The organism is Agrobacterium sp. CCNWLW32, assembly GCF_037083425.1.
Classification (GTDB): domain Bacteria; phylum Pseudomonadota; class Alphaproteobacteria; order Rhizobiales; family Rhizobiaceae; genus Agrobacterium; species Agrobacterium radiobacter.
In genome coordinates this window covers 207,341-227,824 of sequence record NZ_JBAOJM010000003.1, presented here as the reverse complement: position 1 = coordinate 227,824, position 20,484 = coordinate 207,341, and the positions used below count along the sequence as shown (strand labels likewise).

At 60.2% G+C, this 20,484-nt stretch carries 21 protein-coding genes; 8 read left to right on the top strand and 13 right to left on the bottom strand.

From position 1 onward, the window contains the following. The 8 genes from uraH to V6R85_RS08400 form a co-directional block, all read right to left on the bottom strand. Positions 1-357, bottom strand: a complete 357-nt coding sequence (uraH, locus tag V6R85_RS08435) for a hydroxyisourate hydrolase (RefSeq protein ID WP_111834850.1) — start codon at positions 355-357, stop codon at positions 1-3. Then, a complete protein-coding gene (locus tag V6R85_RS08430; RefSeq protein ID WP_111834849.1) occupies positions 354-854 on the bottom strand; it encodes an ureidoglycolate lyase in 501 nt (166 codons plus the stop codon). Before V6R85_RS08430 ends, uraH begins: the two co-directional genes overlap by 4 nt. Before the next feature lie 3 nt (positions 855-857). Further along, positions 858-1,220, bottom strand: a complete 363-nt coding sequence (locus tag V6R85_RS08425; RefSeq protein WP_111792579.1) for a HepT-like ribonuclease domain-containing protein — start codon at positions 1,218-1,220, stop codon at positions 858-860. Beyond that, complete coding sequence (locus tag V6R85_RS08420) at positions 1,217-1,510, bottom strand: nucleotidyltransferase family protein (RefSeq protein WP_003509513.1); 294 nt, start codon at positions 1,508-1,510, stop codon at positions 1,217-1,219. Before V6R85_RS08420 ends, V6R85_RS08425 begins: the two co-directional genes overlap by 4 nt. Before the next feature lie 53 nt (positions 1,511-1,563). Then, on the bottom strand, positions 1,564-2,061 hold the full coding sequence (gene uraD / locus V6R85_RS08415) for a 2-oxo-4-hydroxy-4-carboxy-5-ureidoimidazoline decarboxylase (RefSeq protein ID WP_060725203.1): 498 nt from the start codon (positions 2,059-2,061) through the stop codon (positions 1,564-1,566). Next, entirely contained in the window at positions 2,061-2,984 is a 924-nt protein-coding gene (gene puuE, locus V6R85_RS08410) for an allantoinase PuuE (protein WP_111834848.1), read from the bottom strand. The genes uraD and puuE overlap by 1 nt, the downstream gene beginning before the upstream one ends. 203 nt (positions 2,985-3,187) lie before the next feature. Further along, a complete protein-coding gene (locus V6R85_RS08405; RefSeq protein ID WP_020011455.1) occupies positions 3,188-3,895 on the bottom strand; it encodes a DUF1045 domain-containing protein in 708 nt (235 codons plus the stop codon). A 96-nt stretch (positions 3,896-3,991) separates the two neighbouring features. Further along, positions 3,992-5,200 carry an NAD(P)/FAD-dependent oxidoreductase gene (locus V6R85_RS08400; RefSeq protein ID WP_162695578.1) on the bottom strand — a complete coding sequence of 403 codons (1,209 nt, stop codon included), beginning with the start codon at positions 5,198-5,200 and terminating at the stop codon, positions 3,992-3,994. Between V6R85_RS08400 and mnmD the strand changes: the two genes are divergently transcribed. Further along, positions 5,199-5,966, top strand: a complete 768-nt coding sequence (gene mnmD, locus V6R85_RS08395; protein ID WP_111834847.1) for a tRNA (5-methylaminomethyl-2-thiouridine)(34)-methyltransferase MnmD — start codon at positions 5,199-5,201, stop codon at positions 5,964-5,966. The two genes, V6R85_RS08400 and mnmD, sit on opposite strands and share 2 nt — an antisense overlap. Positions 5,967-5,997: 31 nt before the next feature. Here mnmD and V6R85_RS08390 read toward each other — a convergent pair whose 3' ends face one another. Beyond that, positions 5,998-9,672, bottom strand: coding sequence for a PAS domain-containing hybrid sensor histidine kinase/response regulator (locus tag V6R85_RS08390; RefSeq protein ID WP_162695577.1), 3,675 nt, complete (start codon positions 9,670-9,672; stop codon positions 5,998-6,000). A 505-nt stretch (positions 9,673-10,177) separates the two neighbouring features. Here V6R85_RS08390 and V6R85_RS08385 point away from each other — a divergent pair. Beyond that, positions 10,178-11,650, top strand: coding sequence for a DEAD/DEAH box helicase (locus V6R85_RS08385; RefSeq protein WP_080866364.1), 1,473 nt, complete (start codon positions 10,178-10,180; stop codon positions 11,648-11,650). 233 nt (positions 11,651-11,883) lie between these two features. Here V6R85_RS08385 and V6R85_RS08380 read toward each other — a convergent pair whose 3' ends face one another. From V6R85_RS08380 to V6R85_RS08365, 4 genes are all read right to left on the bottom strand, one after another. After that, positions 11,884-12,792 carry a DMT family transporter gene (locus V6R85_RS08380; RefSeq protein WP_020809410.1) on the bottom strand — a complete coding sequence of 303 codons (909 nt, stop codon included), beginning with the start codon at positions 12,790-12,792 and terminating at the stop codon, positions 11,884-11,886. A gap of 163 nt (positions 12,793-12,955) precedes the next feature. Beyond that, positions 12,956-13,345, bottom strand: a complete 390-nt coding sequence (locus tag V6R85_RS08375) for a DoxX family protein (protein WP_031233598.1) — start codon at positions 13,343-13,345, stop codon at positions 12,956-12,958. Positions 13,346-13,586: 241 nt separating this feature from the next. Then, positions 13,587-14,204, bottom strand: a complete 618-nt coding sequence (locus V6R85_RS08370; protein WP_003509494.1) for a L,D-transpeptidase — start codon at positions 14,202-14,204, stop codon at positions 13,587-13,589. Between the two features lie 78 nt (positions 14,205-14,282). Beyond that, the gene (locus tag V6R85_RS08365) at positions 14,283-15,179 is read right to left on the bottom strand and encodes a DMT family transporter (RefSeq protein WP_003509492.1); all 897 of its coding nucleotides are present in this window, start codon (positions 15,177-15,179) and stop codon (positions 14,283-14,285) included. A 430-nt stretch (positions 15,180-15,609) separates the two neighbouring features. On the opposite strand from V6R85_RS08365, the gene V6R85_RS08360 reads away from it, so the two are divergent. From V6R85_RS08360 to V6R85_RS08335, 6 genes are all read left to right on the top strand, one after another. Beyond that, positions 15,610-17,019, top strand: coding sequence for a circularly permuted type 2 ATP-grasp protein (locus V6R85_RS08360; RefSeq protein ID WP_003509490.1), 1,410 nt, complete (start codon positions 15,610-15,612; stop codon positions 17,017-17,019). A 3-nt stretch (positions 17,020-17,022) separates the two neighbouring features. After that, positions 17,023-17,964: an alpha-E domain-containing protein gene (locus tag V6R85_RS08355; protein ID WP_003509488.1), complete on the top strand. Its 942-nt coding sequence runs from the start codon at positions 17,023-17,025 to the stop codon at positions 17,962-17,964. Between the two features lie 21 nt (positions 17,965-17,985). Beyond that, on the top strand, positions 17,986-18,801 hold the full coding sequence (locus tag V6R85_RS08350) for a transglutaminase family protein (protein ID WP_003509486.1): 816 nt from the start codon (positions 17,986-17,988) through the stop codon (positions 18,799-18,801). 4 nt (positions 18,802-18,805) lie between these two features. Continuing rightward, positions 18,806-19,402 (top strand): class I SAM-dependent methyltransferase, encoded by a 597-nt coding sequence (locus V6R85_RS08345; RefSeq protein ID WP_020809406.1) that lies wholly within the window; start codon positions 18,806-18,808, stop codon positions 19,400-19,402. A gap of 117 nt (positions 19,403-19,519) precedes the next feature. Beyond that, on the top strand, positions 19,520-19,984 hold the full coding sequence (locus V6R85_RS08340) for a GNAT family N-acetyltransferase (protein ID WP_111834147.1): 465 nt from the start codon (positions 19,520-19,522) through the stop codon (positions 19,982-19,984). A 48-nt stretch (positions 19,985-20,032) separates the two neighbouring features. Beyond that, positions 20,033-20,443, top strand: a complete 411-nt coding sequence (locus tag V6R85_RS08335; protein WP_111834148.1) for a VOC family protein — start codon at positions 20,033-20,035, stop codon at positions 20,441-20,443. Positions 20,444-20,484 lie beyond the last annotated feature (41 nt).

Here is a 20,484-nt window from a genome sequence, read left to right as displayed (position 1 = left end):
TCAGCTTCCTCGATAGGTGGAATAGCTATAGGGCGAAAGCAAAAGCGGCACATGGTAATGGCCGCTCTCATCAGCAATGCCGAAACGGATCGGGACAATGTCGAGAAAGGCCGGTTCCGGAAGCGCGATGCCCTTGCCGCGCAGATAATCACCGGCATGGAAAACCAGTTCATATTCGCCGGCCTTGAAACTGTCGCCGACAAGCAGCGGCCCGCCATCGACACGGCCGTCGCTATTGGTCTTAACCGTCTTCAGCTTCTCGCGGCGATCACCGGAGAGCCGGTAGAGCTCGATCGTCAGCCCTTCGGCGGGTGTGCCATGGGCGGCATCGAGGACATGGGTTGTCAAACCGGTCATAGGCTGGGCTCCGCGATCATATAGGGCTTATCGAAAAAATACTCTTCCAGATTGTCGCCCGGTCCCTCGCGGTCGGCAACCAGAAAATCCGAAACCGCCTGCAACGGCATCAGCGGATAATGCCAGACATTGCGGCGGTAATTCACACCCTGGTCCCCGCGCGCCAGAAATACCTGCGGCCGCGCCGGACGGCCTCCGTCATCTTCCGCAACGACGACGAGGAAAGGCCTGCTGGACAGCGGCGAAAAACTCTGGCTGCCGAGCGGATGCCGCTCCATCATCTCGATGTTATGCGGGAACACCCGCGGCTGCCCCCGGAAGATGTTGAGGATGATGCATGCGCCCTCGCCCGCAGCCTCGGGTGCGGCAAGCGCATGATGCCGTTCGGTCTGGCCGCCATTGATGTGCCGCATGGAGGAAGGCGTGATTTCGATCACATCGCCGAAGGATGCGAATGCCTCTTTGGTGAGGGGTTTTACGTCGAGAAAATCGGTCAAATGTCATTCACCTTGGGCATGCCAGTTTTGCAGAAGTAAGAGTCTGTCCAGAAGATCCGGTATCGCCGTCTGTGTCGTATCCCAAACGGTTTCCAGATTGATGCTCAGATATCCGTGCGCGATCCTGTTCCGCATGCCGCGCATCTTGACCCACGGGATATCCGGAAAATCCGCCACGAAAGCCGGAAACTCTTCCATTATCCGCGCCGTCGTTTCGCCGATAATCAGAAGGTTCATCGCCACCGCCCGTTGACGGACCAGGTCAGCCAGAAATTCGTCCTTTGTCTTCAATCGAACGAAGTCGATGGTTTCCGAAGCAATCTGTCTGATGTCCTGAAGATAAACATGCAGTCGCTCGGCGCTCATACGGGCTTCGCTTCCTGTAGAACCTTCACACGGACGCGCTCGGGAAAGTCCCCCGGCGTCAATAGATGAATTTCCGTGCCGCGCATGATGGCCGATAGCTCTTCCAACAGGCCGCCCAGATCGAACAAGGTTGCCCCCGGCAGCGCATCCACGAGAATATCGAGATCGCTGTCCGGCCGGTCCTCGCCACGGGCGACGGAGCCGAACACGCGCGGGTTTGCCGCGTTGAAGCGCTTTGTCGCTTCGCGGATCGCTTCCCTGTTCTTTTCCAGCACCTCGGAAGGTCTCATGATCTCCATCTCCAGTCAGCGCGATTCTAGCAGAACGACCCCAACTCGCCAATTCAGCCTTCCGGCAGCATCGCGGAAAGACGCAGCCAGGCGATCTTTTCCACCTGCGCCGTCGCAGTCTCAAATTCTTCGGCCGCATCATTGCCGATACGTGTCTCGAACGCCGAGAGAATATCGTGCCTGTTCAGCCCCTTGACCGCGATGATGAAGGGAAAGCCGAATTTTTCGGTATAGGCGCTGTTCAATTCGGTAAAACGGGCATGTTCTTCCGGGGTAAGACGGTCCAGCCCCGCACCGGCCTGTTCGTTGCGGCTGTCGGCTGTCAACTCGCCCGCGATCGCCAGCTTGCCGGCAAGATCGGGATGCGCCCGCAACACGCCGAGCCTTTCCGCCTCGGAAGCGACGCGAAACTGCCCGCTAAGCGCAGCGTGAACCGCCTTCGCCGTCAGTTCCAGGCCCGCTCCGCCGGCATCATAGGCCCGTTCTGCGATGAAGGGCGAATGTTCGAACACGCCGCCGAAGCGGGCGACAAAGTCCTCACGGGTCACCATCAGAGCGCCTCCGGCTTGTGATGCTCATGCCAGTGACGGGCGATCTCGATGCGCTGCGGGATCCACACTTTCTCGTGGCCGAGCACATATTCGATGAAACGGCGAAGCGCCGCCGCACGGCCGGGGCGGCCGACAAGACGGCAATGCAGGCCGACGCTCATCATCTTCGGCGCGCCTTCAATACCTTCCTGATAAAGCACGTCGAAAGCATCTTTCAGATAAGTGAAGAACTGGTCGCCGGAATTGAAACCCTGCGGCGTGGCGAAACGCATATCGTTGGTTTCAAGCGTATAGGGAATGATCAGGAAAGGCTCGTCCTTCACGCCCTTCACCCAATATGGCAGATCGTCGGCATAGGAGTCCGACGAATAGAGGAAACCGCCATCTTCCATGACAAGACGCAGCGTGTTGTCCGAGGGCTTGCCCTGATACATGCCATAGGGACGCTCGCCGGTAACCTCCGTGTGCAGACGCACGGCCTCGACTATATGCTTGCGCTCTTCCTCTTCGGAAAAATCCTTGTATTCCAGCCAGCGGTAACCGTGGCTGGCGATTTCCCATCCCGCTTCCTTCATCGCCGCAACGGCTTCGGGGTTGCGGGCCATGGCTGCCGTCACGCCATAAACGGTGGTGGTGACGCCGAGACCGGTGAACATGCGCCACAGCCGCCAGAAGCCGGCGCGCGAGCCATATTCATAGATCGATTCCATGTTCAGGTTGCGCTGGCCGGGCCAGGGCTGCGCACCGACGATTTCCGACAGCAGCGATTCCGACGCCTTGTCATTATCGAGAATGCAGCTCTCGCCGCCCTCCTCGTAATTGATGACGAACTGCACGGCGATGCGCGCACCGCCCGGCCATTTCGGATCGGGAACATTGCGGCCGTAGCCCACCAGATTACGGGAGTAATTTTCGGAAATCATGCAGCCACCCAGAACATCTCTCCCAAAGCGGAAACCGATTAGGGAGACATAAAACAGACCTCCAAAACGCGACGACCCGGAAAGGGCACAACAGACGCTTCAGATATGCGATATCCGAACGGTAGCATCCGCATCCGGAATGTCGAGATCAATCTTGCCGACATTCCGATGCTTTTTTGTATACGATTGCGGCGATGTGCTCTTCAGGCAATCTTGCGGGCGGAAACGCGACCCATGGGGTGAAGCGAGTGTACGCGGAAAGGCGCGCCCGGTTCATCCTCGATGAAAAGCGCAAGGCTGGAGAACTGCAGGGACCGGGTCAGCAACGGCTCGAAAACCTTGCGCACGGCCCGCTCGATCCTCTGGGTGCTGGAAGCTTCCACTCCGCCCGTCAGCGACATCTGGAACCGGAACTCGTCCATCACATGCGGGCTGCCCCAGCGATGCAGATTGGTGAGCTGCGAGGCCGAAAGCCGGTCGGGATCCGCCCGCTCGATTTCCGCCTCGGAAAGCGGCGCACGGTAGCGGTCGAATTCCTGCACCACGCGGGCGGCAAAAAAATGCAGCACTTCGCAGGGACGCTCGGGAACAAGACTGAAGACATTATCGTGCCTTGCCACCACCAGTTGTGGCAACATGAAAGGATCCTGCCTGCCGGAAAAATACATCAGGTCCCGCAAAAGCGCTGCTTCGGAATGGCCTTCGGCAAGGCGGAAGGGAGCCTTGATCGTGCCATGGAAACCATACCGGCGCGGCAGGGCCGTATGGTAGGAAATCTCCTGCATGCCGAGGTCGATCGTGCCGGGCGGCTCCACCGCCTGACCGGAATAGACATCGCGCCCCAACCACGCGGCGGCCGCCTGCGTCAGGGGGTCATTGGGGGAAGGCGTGAAATGAATGGCGTATCGCATGCGCTGTCACCTCGCCGCAAATGCGGACAAACCGGCCTCTTTGCAGGCCAGCAGATAAGTGATTTGCGTGACAGATTAACGACGTGGGCGGCCTGATCAGAACTTTCTAAAGTCCGCGACGGCAATACTCACGTGTTGTTGAAGGTGAAAGCCTGAGGGGATGACAGGCGTGTGACCACACACGGTCTGCAATGCCGCATCGGCAAGAAAATGCGCAAGACCGAAGCTGACCTTGAAGCCACCGGTCAGCGCAACGAGCTTCGGATGGCCGGGGATCGCGCCCACCATCGGGTCCCTCCCCACCGCCTTCGGCCGCAGCCCGGCCCAGCGTTCCAGCACCGGCGCGCCGGCAAGCGAGGGAACAACGGCAGACGCGTCGGCAAGCAGTTTTTCAAGCTTTTCATCGGTACTTAAGGGATCGGAAAAACAATCTTCGCTGGTACTGCCGATCGCAACGGTGCCGTCTTCATGCGGCACGATATAAAGTCCGTTCAGGAACACGACCGGCATCGCCGGGTCGACCGCCGCGTCGAGAAGCGCCGCCTGCCCCTTCACCGCCTGCCCGAGCGTAACGCCCGCCTCCAGACCGAGAGCATCGCGGATCAAGGGAAAAGAATCATGCCCGTTGGCAACAATGACATGGCCGAAAGCAACCTCGTCGCCTGACGACAGCACCGCCCGCCCGGCATCCGCGTCAAGCGAAAGGACGCGGCAACCCTGCGCCAGCCGCACATGCCGCGTCTTGCCAAGAAAAGCCGAAAGAAGGGCGATCATCGCACGCGGCGAGACCCGCGCCGCCAGCGTATCGAACACGAAACCTGCCTCACCCGCCGCATCATCCACCCAGCCCGCGACCGAAGGGCTGTCGCCGACATGCCAATGGAACCGGCGCTCACCCGACACCCAGTTCTCCAGCGCATCCCGTTCGTGTCGCCCGGCAATGGCGCGCAGATGCGGCTTCGGCAGTGGAATGATCCGGCCTGAGCGGCGGTAGCCCGCCGAAAGCCCGGTCTCCGCCTCCAGCCCGGCGATCTCTTTTTCCAGCGCAACGAGGGCATCGAACTGGAACTGCTTCTTGTCCGACCAGCGATCCGGCATATGCGGCATCAACGCGCCCAGCAGCCCGCCGCTGGCGCCGCCGCCGGGGCGATCCGCCTCCACCAGCAACGTCTCGATGCCGAGCCTTTCCGCCTTGACGGCGGCCCACAGCCCCATAATGCCGCCGCCGATGATGAGGAGCGGCATGGAAGCCGGCAATCTTGGCGATTGACCCTGTTCGAAACCGGGATTATCGGCTTTAGCCATGAAACATTCCAACGACACTTTCACAGATACTGGCCCAGAGACCGGCGCTGCGACCGGTTCACCGGCCGGAGAAAGCCACACCGCGCTCGACTGGCGTGACGGGGATATGCCCTATTCACTGGCCTTTGACGACCATTTTTATTGCCAGACGGACGGCAGGCTGGAATGCGGCCATGTCTTCCTGTCCGGAAACGGCCTGCCAGAGCGCTGGCTCGAACGGGAGGGTGTCTTCCGCATCGGCGAACTCGGCTTCGGCACCGGGCTTAACCTCTGCGAGACATGGCGCCAATGGAAAGAGGCCCGCAACGGCCGCTCCAGGCTGCATTTCATCTCCTTCGAACTCTACCCGATGAAGGCGGAGGAAATCGACCGGGCGCTTTCCCGATGGCCGGAAGTGGATGCCGAACGCAAGGCGCTCACCGCCCTCTGGCCTGCCGAGCCGAAAGGCCGGGTCGAGATCCAGCTCGATGACGAAACGCAGCTGACGGTGGTTTGCGGCGAGGCGCTCGCCGGCATTTCCGCAAGCGCGGAAAGTTTCGACGCCTGGTTTCTCGATGGCTTCGCACCCGCGCGCAATCCGGACATGTGGTCGCTGGAGATCATGCAGGCGCTTTTCGCAAAGACGATGCCGGGAGGCACATTCGCCACCTATGCCGCCGCCGGATTCGTTCGCCGCAACCTCATCGCCGCCAGTTTTGAGCTGGAGCGCCGGAAAGGATTTGCCGGGAAGCGCGAGATGCTCTGCGGCACCAAGCCCTTCGGCTGACGCCAGGCAGAAGCATATTCTAGTCGGAAACTCAGACGCCCGGCGCGTCGCGGCGCGGCATGTTTTCGCCCAGCCATTGCGCGATCTTGTCTTCAAGCGTTTCCGGGCTGATGGGCTTCGACAGATAATCATCCATGCCCGCCTCCAGGCATAGTTCCCGATCCGCCTCCTGCGTATGGGCGGTAACGCCGATGATCGGCACATGCCTGCCGTCGGCGGCGGTCTGTTCGGCCGCGCGGATGGCCTGCGTCGCCTGATGCCCGTTCATGACCGGCATCGAGACATCCATCAGGATGATGGCAGGATTTTTCTCCTGCCACGCCTGTACGGCTTTCTTGCCATTACCGACGATCAGAAAACGCAGACCCGCCTGCTGCAATATCTGGGTGAAAACAATCTGGTTGACGTCATTGTCCTCGGCCACCAGCACATCGACAAGGCTGGGCCGATGCCGCGCCGGCACCGCCGGTGATATATCAGCCCGCTGTTTCCTTTCGACGGCGCCGTTTTCCGGCCGGATGGCGCCCTCACCGCGGCCTGTCTCACGCGGGGACGGAGCCTGCCGGGCGCGCTTCAGCCGCACATCCCGCACCACATCGAACAGAGTGGAGCGCAGGAGCCGCGCCCGCGCCGGCTTCATCAGATGCGCCTGCACGTTGAGATCGGTAAAGAGCGTCTCGTCACCGACAACATCCATGGAGGTCAGGAAAACAATGGCGATGTCGTCAAAGCGCGCATCCGCCCGGATGCGCTCCACTACATCCAACCCGTTCATGACGGGCATATGATAATCGAGAATGATGGCGTCGAGGGAAAATCCGAGCGAAGCTGCCTCCTGCAGCACGGCGATGCCGGAAGGCCCGTCTTCCACCGCATGGCCGTCTACGCCCCAGCTTCTCAGCTGCTCCGTCAATATGCGGCGATTGACATCGTTATCGTCGATCACGAGCACACGGATATCGTCGATCGCCACGGAAAGAAGCGGAAGCTCGCGCTGTCTCTCGATCACCTGAAACGGAATATTGACCTCGAAGGTCGATCCCTTGCCGACGCCGCTGACGACATTGATCGCGCCATCAAACAGACCGACGAGGCCGACCGTGATCGCCAGGCCCAGCCCCGTTCCCTCGTGCCGGCGCGTCGCGGAGCCATCGACCTGGCTGAACTTGTCGAAGATGGTTTCGAGCTTGTCGGCCGGAATGCCAATGCCGCTGTCTTCGACGCGCAGCGACAGGATGGCCTCGGACGCTTCCGCCGACCGCGCCGAAAGCTCGACCAGCACATGCCCCGTTTCCGTAAACTTGACGGCGTTTCCAACGATATTGGTCACGATCTGCCGAAAGCGCCCGGCATCGCCGATGACCTTGCCGAAAACCGAAGCATCGATACGGACGATCAGCTCGATGTCCTTTTCCAGCGCCGCCGAGGACAGGAGGGACACCACATCCTCGACCGCCTCCGCCGGATCGAAAGGCACGCTGCGCAGCCTCATCTGCCCGGCCTCGATCTTCGAGAAATCGAGAATATCGTTGATGATCGTCAGAAGCGCGTTGCCTGACTTGACGATGATATCGGTAAAGGTCTTCTGCCGCGTATCGAGATTGGACTTGGCCAGAAGCTCCGCCATGCCGAGAACGCCATTCATCGGCGTGCGGATTTCATGGCTCATATTGGCCAGGAATTCCGATTTGGCCCGATCGGCCGCCTCCGCGCGCGACAGCAGCCGCTGCAACTCCTCTTCACGCAGCTTCATCTCGGTCACATCGGTGACGATGATGAGCCAGTAATTGCCGGAACTGTTGGTGGCTTCCAGATTGAGCCAGCTTTTGCCGGCGACATGGATCAGCCAGGAAAACGGCCGGTTGGCGGCGATATTCTCCCTCCAGGCGGCAAGCGTCCCGGCCGCTTCGTCAGTCGTGCCGAAATCCCCGCGCCCGGCGCAATGGGCGAAGAAGCCCGACCAGTTGCAGCCCTTTTCCAGGAGATGCGGCGGCACGTCGAACATGCGCGCCATCGCCTCGTTGGACATGATGATCGTGCCCTGCTCGACCAGCACCAGCCCCTGCGCCATGGCGCGCGTGGCGCCCTGCATATATTCGCCGACCCGCTCCAGTTCGGCCTTTGCCTTGCTGATCTCAACATCGCGCATGCGCACATCGGTGACATCGGCATAGGTGCTGAGGATTTTCCCGCCTTCGAGCCGGGTTTTCGAAATGACGGTAACCTTGCCGCTTTTGCTGCGCACCTCACGTGGCGCAAAAACCTCCTCCTGCAGAAGCCGCTGCACCCGCTCGCCATAGACCTCATCGAAAGGTCTGTCGCCATAGTCATAAAGGCCGCTGTCGAAATTCATCTCCATGAATTCGCGATAACTTTTGCCGACCAGCGACTTCTCGCCGCCGATCTCGCCCCAGACCTCATAGAAGAACGGATTGACATATTCGATGACGAGATCGGCGCTGAGCAGCAGCACGCCCACCGGCAGGGCATGGAGAACCGCTTCGAGCTGGCGGTGCAGCGCCTCAGCCTCGGCCTGTGCCGCGATCAGCGCCTTTTCCCGGTCCTGCAACAGGCTGGCATCGGTGACCGAGCCCACCAGATAATATTCATCGTCAGGCGTCGCCACCCGGCCGAGCCTTGTGATGACGGGAACGACCCTGCCATCCGAAAGCGGAACGCTTCCCGTCTTTTCAACGGCCTCTCCGGTTCGCAGAATATGCTCGTTTTCCCGCTGGAACTGCAGGCCTTCCTCCGGAAACATCTCGCATTCGGTCTTGCCGATATGGTCGGCGAGGCTGCCGCCCAGATATTTCTCATAGGCCGCATTGGCAAAGGTCAGCCGCCTGTCCTGATCCCTCAGGAACACGCCGACCGGCAATTGCTCCAGTGCGGCGCGCAGAAGCCAGGTCTCGCGGATCTGCGTGCTCAGAAGCGTCTCATGCGCCTTGAACTCGGTGACATCCACCCGCAGCCCGACAAGCATGCCGTTTTCCAGCCGCTTGTTGACCATGCGCACCCAGCGGCCATCGGCAAACTGCTCCACCCTTTCGAGATAGGGCAGGGAAAACTCCCGCAACTGCTCCTGCATCCACCCTTCGAATGCCGGATCGTCTTCTTTCGCATCGCGGTAGCCGCTCGAAAAATAAATGGCCCTCATCAGCGTCTCGAGCGGGACGCCGGCCTTCAGTTCGACACCGAGGGCGCTGTAGAACTCCCTGAACCGGGCGTTGCAGTAGACCAGCCGGTTTTCGCGGTCATAAATGACGATACCCGCATCAACGAGATCGATCACGCCGCTGTCAAACAGCAGGTCCGAAGCGCTGCCGGCGTCAGGAAAAATCTCCACGACGGCGGACGGCATGTCCTCGAACACTTCGAACAGGAACAGATTGCCATCGTCACCGGTGAAACGTTCGCAACGAAGCGTATATGGCCCGGACGAATCCGCGCCATGGCAGGCGATCATCTCATCCGTGGCGAAGACCAGCGAGCGGCGCTCCCTGTCCTCCCGCTCGGCATCGCGAATATCGGCGGAAAGGGAAAGGCTGGTGTATCCTTTGAACGCTCCGGACGGGCGTCCCATGACCCGGCCATAGGCGGCGTTGACCGCGACATAGCGCAGCTCGCTGTCCTTGATGCACGCGGGCAGGTCCAGGGCGGCCACAGCCCTGCAAGCCTTTTCCAGCAACCCGCAGCCTTCGGTCAATCGATACTCCACACCCTGCAGTCCATTCTTGTCGAATCAAATAGTTCTGGACGCCGTCGCAAAAACGTTATGTGAGAAAATCGATCTTTGCTATGTATCCGACGGTGCCGTTACCCTTTTTTAACCATAATTCTTCGCCTGCGCCTGTGCCGTCACGGTATTCGCCGGCCACCGAGATGCATGGCTGCCATGCGCCCTCCTGCGGCCGTGTTACAAAACTATTGCTTGACTTTGACGCACAAAACGCCCACATGCCCCTCAAGCTTTCACCTTTGGCAGCCGCGTGAGCTGCAGCGTATGACCAGAAAAACTTCCTTAAAAAAGGAATCTGGCCCGCATGAAGGAAAAGCGCAAAGAATACAGAAGACGGCATGTGCCGCACTGATGCGCAGAAAGTTATTCCAACCCACAAGTTCCCAATTCACGCGGGGTTCTTGACGCCGAGACCACCGGACAGCAGCCCTGCTCCGGATGAGTTTGTTTTGGCGCCCCGAAAGGCATTATATTGACCAGTTTTAGCGAACTCGGCCTCTCCGAAAAGATCGTGGCCAGCGTTACCCAGCTTGGCTATACGACCCCTACTCCCATTCAGGCAAAGGCCATTCCGCTGCTGCTCGAAGGCCGCGACCTGATCGGCCTCGCACAGACCGGCACCGGCAAGACCGCCGCTTTCGGCCTGCCCATCATCGAAATGCTGATGAAGCAGGCGGACCGCCCGGCAAACCGCACCTGCCGCACCCTTATCCTCGCCCCGACGCGCGAGCTGGTGAACCAGATCGGTGAAAACCTGCGCTCCTTCGTGAAGAAGACGCCGCTGCGCATCAACCAGGTGGTCGGCGGCGCATCGATCAACAAGCAGCAGCTCCAGCTCGAAAAGGGCACGGACATTCTGGTGGCGACCCCCGGCCGCCTGCTTGATCTCATCGCCCGCAACGCCATCTCGCTCTCCAAGGTCACCTATCTGGTGCTTGATGAAGCGGACCAGATGCTCGATCTCGGCTTCATCCACGACCTCCGCAAGATTTCCAAGATGGTCCCGGCCAAGCGCCAGACGCTTCTGTTCTCGGCCACCATGCCGAAGGCGATCGCCGATCTGTCGCATAACTACCTGACCGATCCGGTCAAGGTCGAAGTGACGCCTCCGGGCAAGGCTGCCGACAAGGTCGAGCAGTACGTGCATTTCGTGGCCGGCAAGAACGACAAGACCGATCTCCTGAAGAAGTCGCTCAACGAGAACCCTGATGGCCGCGCCATCGTGTTCCTGCGCACCAAGCACGGTGCCGAGAAGCTCTACAAGCATCTCGAACATATCGGCTTCAAGGTCGCCTCCATCCACGGCAACAAGAGCCAGGGCCAGCGCGAGCGGGCACTGAAGGGCTTCAAGGATGGTGAGATCAAGGTACTGGTCGCAACCGACGTCGCTGCCCGCGGCATCGACATTCCGGCCGTAACGCATGTCTTCAACTATGACCTGCCGGAAGTGCCTGACGCCTATGTCCACCGCATCGGCCGTACCGCCCGCGCCGGCCGCGACGGCATCGCCATCGCATTTTGCGCACCGGACGAAACCCGTCTGCTGCATGACATCGAAAAGCTGATGAAGATCGATATTCCGGTCGCATCCGGCGAACGTCCGGCCGGTCTCGCCAGCCCGACGCGCCCCAACAACAACCGCGGCGGCCGCAACAACAATGGTGGCCAGCAGCGCGGCCCGCGTGAAGGCGGACGTCACAATGGCGAGTCCCGCCCGTCCCGCCACCATGCACCGCGCGATGCCGACAACGATCTGGAAGTCACCTCCGACTTCAAGCGCGTCAAGACGGCGGAAGGCGATGCAGGCCGCCCGGCCGGCCCGCGCAAGCAACGCCGCCCGGCCCGCAAGCCCGGCGGCAGCGGCGCCAACCGCCACGCCCCTGCCGGCGGCAACGGCCAGGAAAAGCGCGCTTCCGGCAACGGCCATCGCGGCCGCAACCGCTAAGTTGCACGGAGTGGATTGAGGACGCGCGGCATTGCCGGGCGTCCTTCTCCCCGACGGGGAGAAGGTGGCCCGAAGGGTCGGATGAGGGGGTAACGTTGCCGTATCTCACCACCCTTGCCCCCTCATCCCGCTGCCGCGACCTTCTCCCCGGCGGGGAGAAGAAACAAGCGGCACGCACTCGCCAATAATCTAGCCCCGCAGCCACAGCCGACCAGCGGATCTTTGCTTTACCCTCACCCACCCTGCACGACCCGACGACGCCTTGACGGCAGGGTCATGGCCAGCACACCGGCAATGACGCAGACAAGACCGACCCACATGGCAGGCGTCGGCATCTCCCCCAGAAACGCCATGCCGATGGCGACGCCGACCGGCACCCTGAGATAGGCCTGCGAGGTGGTGCCGACCGAACCAAGCGTCTGCATCAGCCGGAAATAGATCATGAAGGCGAGCGCGGTCGAAAAGACGCTGAGGCACACCAGTGCGGTCAGTGACGCCGCCGAAGGCGACAACGTCCAGGGTCGGTCAACGATCAGGCTCACGGGCAATAGCAGGACAGCACCGCAGATGAGTGAACCGGCGGCCGGCATGACCGGATCAAGCCCTTTGAAATTTTTACTGAAAATGGCCGCGCAGGCATAGGAAAAAGCTGCCGTCAGCACGGCGAGCTGGCTCCATATCGCCTCCCCCGCACCGCTTAAGGCTTCGACACCGATGATGAGGCACACGCCCGTCATGCCGGCGATGGTGCCAAACAGCTTGCGCCCGCTGACCGGCTCGTGCCGGATCACAAGCGCTGTGAGAAGAAAGGTGAAGATCGGCGTCGTCGCATTGAGAATGACGGCGAGACCGGCATCGATGCTCTGTTCCGCCCAGGCAATCAGCGTGAAGGGCAGAACGCTGTTGATACAGGCTTGAATGAAGAACAGCCGCCACGTCGCAAAATCCGTGGGCAGGCGCAGCCCGCGCAGCCGGATCACCACGTAGAGCAGCAGACCGGCAATCAGCGTGCGCAATGCGATGAAGGTGATGGGCGGTATCGTCTCCACCCCGATCTTGATGAAAGTGTAGGATGCAGCCCACAGCGTGGACAGCAGGGCGAGAAGCAGCAATTCGCGGGTGATAGTGTTCTGAGGGGTCACGGATCAATTTTCCTACTGCGTTCAGGATGGCGCGTTCTAACCTGAAAACAAGCTTCTATGCTTCGGCCGCGGCCGAAGTTTCAATCCTTTTCAAAAAAAGAAGCTCCGCATGGCGTGACCATGCGGAGCTTCGGCAAAAGAGATCGATGACAGTTCGGGCAGATCAGGCCCGGCGCTCATCCACCGAGAAGGCGCCCGGACCGGCAACGAACAGATAGAGGAAGATGAAGCAGAACAGGATGGCGGCATCACCACCGTTCAGGGCCGGGAAGAAGTTGCTCGGCGCGTGCGCCATGAAATAGGCGACCGCCATCTGGCCGGACAGGATGAAGGCGACCGGGCGCGTGAACAGGCCGATCAGCACGAGAATGCCGCCGATGAGTTCCAGAAGCGCCGCCACCAGCAGCATCGTCGGCAGGGAGCCATCCATCTGCGATGCCGGAAAACCGAACAGCTTCTGCGTTCCATGCGCAATGAAAAGCAGCGCCGTCATGATGCGCAGCGCTCCGAGTGCCTGCGGGCGATAGCGGGAGAGAGAGTCGAAAGTTGCCATGGTCATGTGTCCCCGTTGAAGTGATGCCGCGCTCGATACAGCGCATTTAAGCCTTTATGGATACACGTCTCGAACACCGGAAATCACGTTTCCGATATAGCAGAACTCCCTTAAATACCTAAAGAGAGGCATTCTACACATGGTTGATTCTTCAGCATAAAATTGGCCTTCCGCCGAAAAAATCAACCCAAGGGTACAGGCATTTTCTTGCGTGGAAAAGGCGGAAAAATCCGCCTTTACGTCACGCCTGCAAGACGACGACCTTCGAACCCACCGGCACGCGGCTGTAGAGATCGATGATATCGTGGTTCAGCATGCGGATGCAGCCGCTCGACATGGCGTGGCCGATGGATTGCGGCTGGTTGGTGCCATGCAGGCGGAACATGGTGTCGTTGCCGCCGCGATAGAGGTACAGCGCGCGCGCGCCGAGCGGATTGCTGGGGCCACCGGGCATGCCGGCTGCGAATTTCAGATTGCGCGGATCACGGCGCATCATATTGGCGGTCGGCGTCCAGGACGGCCATTCCGCCTTGCGGCCGATATAGGCATCGCCCTTCAGCGCAAGGCCCTGACGACCGACACCGACGCCGTAGCGCATGGCGCGACCATCGCCCAGAACGTAATAGAGCCGCCGCGCCGGCGTATCCACCACAACCGTTCCGGCCGGGTGTCTGGTGTCGTAAGTGACTTCCTGCCGGCGGAGCTCCGGCTTGACCTTATCGAGATGCATGGCGGGAAGCGGGAATTTCTCTTCCGGCTTTGCCCCATAATTCAGCCTTTGCTGGCCAATACCCGTATTGGCGCAGCCGGCCAGAAACAGCGGCAATCCGAACAGAACACCACGACGTGAAATAGACATGTAACCCCCGCCAAATCTTTGGATTAACGAGAGGTATAATTTTATGGTTAACAAACCCCTAATATGCGGTTGTAGTAATTAACGTACAACAACCGTTGCGGCAGGTTTGCGGTTGGCGAGATAGACCCCCGTCACCGCCAAAACAGTGCCGGCAATCATGGCCGGTGTCAGTGTTTCGCCGAAAAGCAGCGCAGCTTCCACGGCCGCAAGCGGCGGCACGAGATAGATCAGCGAAGCGGCCCGCGAGACCTGCCCGCGCCGGATCAGATAAAGAAGCAGCGCCACGGCGCCAATGGAGATCGCACCCACGGACCAGGCGAGCGTGGCAGCAAGGCCGAGGCTCCAGTCCACATGTCCATCCTCCAGCAAAAGCGCGAAGGGAACCGTCACCAGCAGCGCACCGACATATTGCAGCGTTGCCACCGCCATGATGTTTCCGCCATGGACATATTTCTTCTGGTAGAGGGTGCCATAGGTAACCGACGTCATGCCCAGCACATTCACCGCCACGGCGTAAAGCGGCACGGAGAGGCCAAATGCGCCCGTCGCCATGACCTTCGGCAGCACGGCAATGGCGATGCCCACAAATCCAAGCAATAGGCCCGCGCGCTGCAAGGGCGAGATTTTCTCGCCGATCATGTAGCGGGCAGCCACCGCCGTCATCAGCGGCTGCAGACCGGCGATGATGCCGCCGATCGCCGCCGGCACGCCCTGCCCGATCGCCCACCAGATCATGCCAAGATAAAGACCGTGCAGGAAGACGCCGGACAGGATCGCCCGGAAAAGGTCGACGCGCCGCTGCGGCCACTGGATGGAGGAAAAGCGGCAGATCGCCCACAGCAGCGCTCCCGCCAGAAGATAGCGCAGACAGAGAAAGGTCAGCGGCCCGGTATAATAGACCGCATATTTGGCGGTGACCCAGCCGGTCGACCAGAGAAAGACGAAGATGGCCGGAGCCAGACGGTCGAGTGACATGGGAACATCCACTGTGCCGCATGATGCCGTAACCGGGACAGGCGGCGAATTGATATTTCTGCGGCTTCACGCAAACCGGCGAATGATCGAACCGGGTATCAGCATGGCGGTATCCGCATCCCGACCCAAGGTCAAAGGCGTTTTCGTGATCGCATCTTTCAGATTTTCTGATGCGACGCCGGATATTCATCAACCGAAAGCGAACGAACAAAATTTATGCATTCGCCCACGGCGCACACAGCGACACCACCCCATTACACCCCTCGTCACCGCGCAACCAATTTGCCGATGCCGCATTTATAGGCTGAAACCGAAAAAACGCTTCTTTTTTAAAACTCTAGGGCGGTAAAAAATCTTCTCGGGGAGGCCTGCATAGTTCTTGCATTGCATTTGGCGTTGTATTCATATGGCAAAAAAGGGGACATCGAAGTTGGCATTTGACGAAATGATAAATGCGGACGACACGCCGCGAAGCCCATATGAAAACTATAACGAGTGGTACAGCCGACAGGACAGGGCTCACCTGATCCAGAAATCAAAAGACGCGGAAAACATCTTTCGGAAAACCGGTATTACTTTCGCAGTCTATGGCCATGCCGATAGTTCAGAAAAACTGATCCCCTTCGATATCATCCCGCGCATCATCTCCGGCCGCGAGTGGCGCAAACTGGCCCAGGGCATCGAACAGCGCGTTCTCGCCCTCAATGCTTTCCTCGACGATATCTACCACAAGCAGGAAATCATCCGCGCCGGGCGCATTCCCCGCGAAATCATCGAGAAAAACGAAGCCTTCCTGCCGGAAATGATCGGCTTCACTCCGCCCGGCGGCGTTTATACCCATATTGTCGGCACTGACATTGTCCGCACCGGCGAAGACCAGTTCTACGTTCTGGAAGACAATGCCCGCACCCCCTCAGGTGTCAGCTACATGCTGGAAAACCGCGAGACGATGATGCAGATGTTCCCGGAACTCTTCCACGAAAACCGCGTGCGCCGGGTGGAGGATTACCCCTATCTGCTGCGCCAGTCGCTCGCTTCGCTCGCACCGCCCGGCTGTTCCGGCAAGCCGCGCGTCGCGGTGCTGACGCCCGGCATCTATAATTCCGCCTATTACGAGCACTCCTTCCTCGCCGACATGATGGGCGTGGAACTGGTGGAAGGCTCCGACCTGCGCGTCATGGACGGCAAGGTCAAGATGCGCACCACGCGCGGCTACGAAGCGATCGACGTGCTCTACCGCCGCGTCGATGATGATTTCCTCGATCCGCTGACCTTCCGGCCGGATTCGGCGCTCGGCGTGCCCGGCATCATGGATGTCTATCGCGCCGGCAACATCACCATCGCCAATGCGCCCGGCACCGGCATTTCCGATGACAAGGCTATCTATTCCTACATGCCCGAGATCGTCGAGTTCTATACCGGCCGCAAGCCGCTTCTCGAAAACGTGCCGACCTGGCGCTGTTCGGAGCCGGACAGCCTGAAATACGTACTCGACAACCTCGCCGATCTCGTTGTCAAGGAAGTCCACGGTTCGGGCGGTTACGGCATGCTGGTTGGCCCAACCGCGACGAAACGCGAGCGCGCTTTGTTTGCAGAAAAACTGAGGGCCCGCCCCTCCAACTATATTGCGCAGCCGACGCTGTCGCTGTCCACCGTGCCGATCATGGTGAAAAACGGCATTGCGCCGCGCCATGTCGATCTGCGTCCCTATGTGCTTGTCTCGGACAAGGTGCAGATCATTCCCGGCGGCCTGACCCGTGTTGCCCTCAAGCAGGGCTCGCTCGTGGTCAATTCCAGCCAGGGCGGCGGCACCAAGGATACATGGGTACTGGAGGATTAAGCCATGCTGGGCAGAACGGCAAACGGGCTCTACTGGATGTTCCGGTATATCGAGCGCGCTGAAAACATCGCCCGGCTGATCGATGCGGGCCTGCGCGTTTCACTGACACGCAGCGGCAGCGGCGATGAGGATTGGGACGGCGTGTTGCAAAGCGCCGGCGTGCACGACGAATTTCTCGAAACGCGCGAGAAGGTGACGGCGGCGAATGCGATCGATTATCTGTTGCGGGACAAGGCCAACCCTTCCAGCGTCATGTCCTGCATCGAGGCGGGCCGTAACAATGCCCGCATGGTGCGCACGGCGCTGACGCGCGAGACATGGGAAGCCACCAACGAATTCTGGATCGAGCTGAAGAACATCCTCGGCCGCAAGCTCAGCCACGCCGAGCTGCCGCAGACCATCGATGTCATCAAACATCGCGCCGGTCTGGTGCGCGGCGCTTTCCACGGTTCAATGCTGCGCAACGATCTCTATAATTTCTCCCGTATCGGCACCTTCATCGAGCGCGCCGACAACACCGCCCGCATTCTCGATGTCAAATATTACGTGCTGCTGCCGGCGGTGGCGCATGTGGGGTCGTCGCTCGACAATGCGCAGTGGGAATCCATCCTGCGCTCGGTCTCGGCCCACCGCTCCTATGGCTGGGTCTATGATGCGGAATACAAGCCGTCCAATATTGCCGACTTCCTCATTCTCAACGGCCGCATGCCGCGCTCGCTTGCCTATTGTTATGAAAAGATCGCCAGCAACCTCAACTACATCGCCGAGGACTACAGCGAGAGGCACAAGGCGCATGACACGGCCGAGAGCATTCGTGACAGCCTGCGCACGACCACCATCGGCCGGGTGATGGATGAGGGCTTGCACGAATTTCTGGAGAGATTTGTCAACCGCAACGGACAATTGGGACAGGAAATCACGGAAGGCTACCGCTTCTATCAATAAGCGCGTGGACGGGGACAGCTTATGCGTCTGAAAATCACCCATACGACGGAATATGTCTATGACGAGCCGATGCCCTATGCTTTGCAGCGGCTGCGCCTGACACCGCAGACCGGCCCAAGCCAGACGGTCGAAGACTGGGATGTCTCGGTCGATGGCGCCACCGTCGAAGTGAGCTATGACGACCATTTCGGCAACCGCGTCGCGCTGGTGGAAACCGAAGGCCCGCAAAAGCGGGTGAAGGTCGTGGCAAGCGGCACGGTGAGCACGCAGGACAAGGCCGGCGTTGTCGGGCACCACATCGGCAATGCACCGCTCTGGCTGTTCCTGCGGGAAACACCGCGCACGAAACCGGGAAAGCTTGTGCGCGAACTGGTGAAGGTGAGCGTGGGCGAAACCGAGCTTGCCCGCCTGCATAACCTCATGGAGAATATTCACGACAAGGTGGACTATGTTCCCGGCTCGACCGACATCGAAACCACGGCGGAAACGGCGCTGGAAGCGGGCAAGGGCGTCTGCCAGGACCATGCCCATATCCTGATTTCCGCCGCCCGGCTGATGGGCCTGCCCGCGCGTTATATTTCCGGTTATCTGATGATGGAAGAGGTGGAGGAACAGACCGCCACCCACGCCTGGGCCGAGGTGCATCTTCAGGGGCTGGGCTGGGTGGGCTTCGACGCCGCCAACAATATCTGCCCCGACGACCGTTATGTGCGCATCGCATCCGGTCTCTGCTACCGCGACTGCGCGCCGATATCAGGAATGCGCATCGGCCCGGCGGGCGAGACGCTGAGCGTTTCGGTCACCGTGCAGCAGTCGCAGAGCCAGTCACAGAGCTGAGATGATGGCCGGCAAGGACGACGATACAATCGGCTTTTATACTGATAACGCCGCAGCCTATACATCACGGGGACAGGCGGCGGACCGCCCGTATCTGGAGACATTTCTGGCGCGCTTGCCAGAGGGCGCAAGCATTCTCGAACTGGGATGCGGCGGTGGTCAGGACAGCGAATTCATGCTGGCCGCCGGTTTCGACGTTCATCCCACCGATGGAACGCCTGACATCGCGAAAGCGGCGGAAATCCGGCTCGGCATTCCCGTCAGGACATTGCTGTTCGAGAATATCGATGAGCGTGAGCGATATGACGGTGTCTGGGCCAATGCCTGCCTGCTGCATGTGCCCCGTCCCGCCCTGCCGGGCATTATCGGCCGCATCCACACGGCGCTGAAACAGGGCGGCGTTTTTTATGCCAGCTTCAAGGCGGGAGAGACGGAAGGACGCGACATGTTCGGCCGTTACTACAATTATCCTTCGAAGCCTTGGCTGAAAGACGTTTACGGACAGTTTGACTGGACGGCGGTGGAGATTGAGGCGCGGCAGGGCAGCGGTTACGACAATCTCCCGACCGCATGGCTGCATGTGACGGCAACGAAATCCTGATCCGGCGCGACAAGTTGGCGGTTGCGAAACCCCTTCCTACCCGGTTTAATCTCCGCATCGATTTGAAAGCATGATCCGGCTTCCGCCCGCGGGAGGAAAGCCGGCCAGGAGACGGCCTTGTACAGCATTTCCGACTATCGCGACTGCCAGTCGCATGGACCCGTCATCGCCGAGCGGGTCTGGACGGCATGGTGGCAGGATAGCGGTCTTCAGGTGGGCGACGTCGCCGAGCACCTGAAAGACATGACCAACCCCCATACGCTGCCCACCGGTTTCGTTGCCCATGACGGCGACGACTATGTCGGCTCCGCCTTCCTCATCCATTGCGATCTGGAAGAGCGGCCGCAATATCTTCCCTGGGTCGCCGCCCTTTGGGTGGAGGAAGATCGCCGGCGCTCAGGCGTGGCCCGGGCGCTCATGCAGGCGGCAACACAAAGGGTCGCCGAACTCGGCCACGAGACCAGCTATCTCTGCTGCCAGCGCGGTCTGGAAACTTATTACACCGGTTGCGGCTGGACCGTTCTGGAACGTGGTGTCGGCAAACACGATCTGACGGTGCTCACCTACAGCGCGAAAATTTAAAGCCGTCTGTCCCCGCACCGGACAGCCCATGGACTACCGGAGGAAACCATGCGCCCACCAGCCGCCCTTATGGAAACCGCGATTTACGCCGATGATCTCGATGCCGCCGAGGCCTTTTATCGGGATGTCTTCGGGCTGGAGGTGGTGCGCAGGCTGCCCGGGCAATTCATCTTCTTCAGATGCGGGCAGCAGATGCTGCTGATCTTCGACCCGCAGCAATCCCGCCGGGCCGACCCCGACAATCCGATCCCGCGCCACGGTGCGGTGGGGCAAGGCCATTTCTGTTTTTACGCGAAGGACAAGTCGGAAGTGGACGGCTGGAAGACTCGTTTCGAAAAGCTTGGAATTCCCATCGAACATTACCACCGTTGGCCTAATGACAGCTATTCCGTCTATATCCGCGATCCGGCGGGTAATTCGGTGGAGGTTGGGGAAGGCAAACTGTGGGGGTTCGGATGAGGCAAGCGCCTGAAAGTTACCCGACGCGAAAGGGACAATGA

What these genes read in the sequence shown, in the direction of transcription:
- uraH (WP_111834850.1), bottom strand. Translation starts at nt 357, where the DNA reads ATGACCGGTTTGACAACCCATGTCCTCGATGCCGCCCATGGCACACCC.
- V6R85_RS08425 (WP_111792579.1), bottom strand. Translation starts at nt 1,220, where the DNA reads ATGAGCGCCGAGCGACTGCATGTTTATCTTCAGGACATCAGACAGATT.
- V6R85_RS08420 (WP_003509513.1), bottom strand. Translation starts at nt 1,510, where the DNA reads ATGAGACCTTCCGAGGTGCTGGAAAAGAACAGGGAAGCGATCCGCGAA.
- uraD (WP_060725203.1), bottom strand. Translation starts at nt 2,061, where the DNA reads ATGGTGACCCGTGAGGACTTTGTCGCCCGCTTCGGCGGCGTGTTCGAA.
- puuE (WP_111834848.1), bottom strand. Translation starts at nt 2,984, where the DNA reads ATGATTTCCGAAAATTACTCCCGTAATCTGGTGGGCTACGGCCGCAAT.
- V6R85_RS08405 (WP_020011455.1), bottom strand. Translation starts at nt 3,895, where the DNA reads ATGCGATACGCCATTCATTTCACGCCTTCCCCCAATGACCCCCTGACG.
- mnmD (WP_111834847.1), top strand. Translation starts at nt 5,199, where the DNA reads ATGAAACATTCCAACGACACTTTCACAGATACTGGCCCAGAGACCGGC.
- V6R85_RS08400 (WP_162695578.1), bottom strand. Translation starts at nt 5,200, where the DNA reads ATGGCTAAAGCCGATAATCCCGGTTTCGAACAGGGTCAATCGCCAAGA.
- V6R85_RS08375 (WP_031233598.1), bottom strand. Translation starts at nt 13,345, where the DNA reads ATGGCAACTTTCGACTCTCTCTCCCGCTATCGCCCGCAGGCACTCGGA.
- V6R85_RS08370 (WP_003509494.1), bottom strand. Translation starts at nt 14,204, where the DNA reads ATGTCTATTTCACGTCGTGGTGTTCTGTTCGGATTGCCGCTGTTTCTG.
- V6R85_RS08365 (WP_003509492.1), bottom strand. Translation starts at nt 15,179, where the DNA reads ATGTCACTCGACCGTCTGGCTCCGGCCATCTTCGTCTTTCTCTGGTCG.
- V6R85_RS08355 (WP_003509488.1), top strand. Translation starts at nt 17,023, where the DNA reads ATGCTGGGCAGAACGGCAAACGGGCTCTACTGGATGTTCCGGTATATC.
- V6R85_RS08350 (WP_003509486.1), top strand. Translation starts at nt 17,986, where the DNA reads ATGCGTCTGAAAATCACCCATACGACGGAATATGTCTATGACGAGCCG.
- V6R85_RS08345 (WP_020809406.1), top strand. Translation starts at nt 18,806, where the DNA reads ATGGCCGGCAAGGACGACGATACAATCGGCTTTTATACTGATAACGCC.
- V6R85_RS08335 (WP_111834148.1), top strand. Translation starts at nt 20,033, where the DNA reads ATGCGCCCACCAGCCGCCCTTATGGAAACCGCGATTTACGCCGATGAT.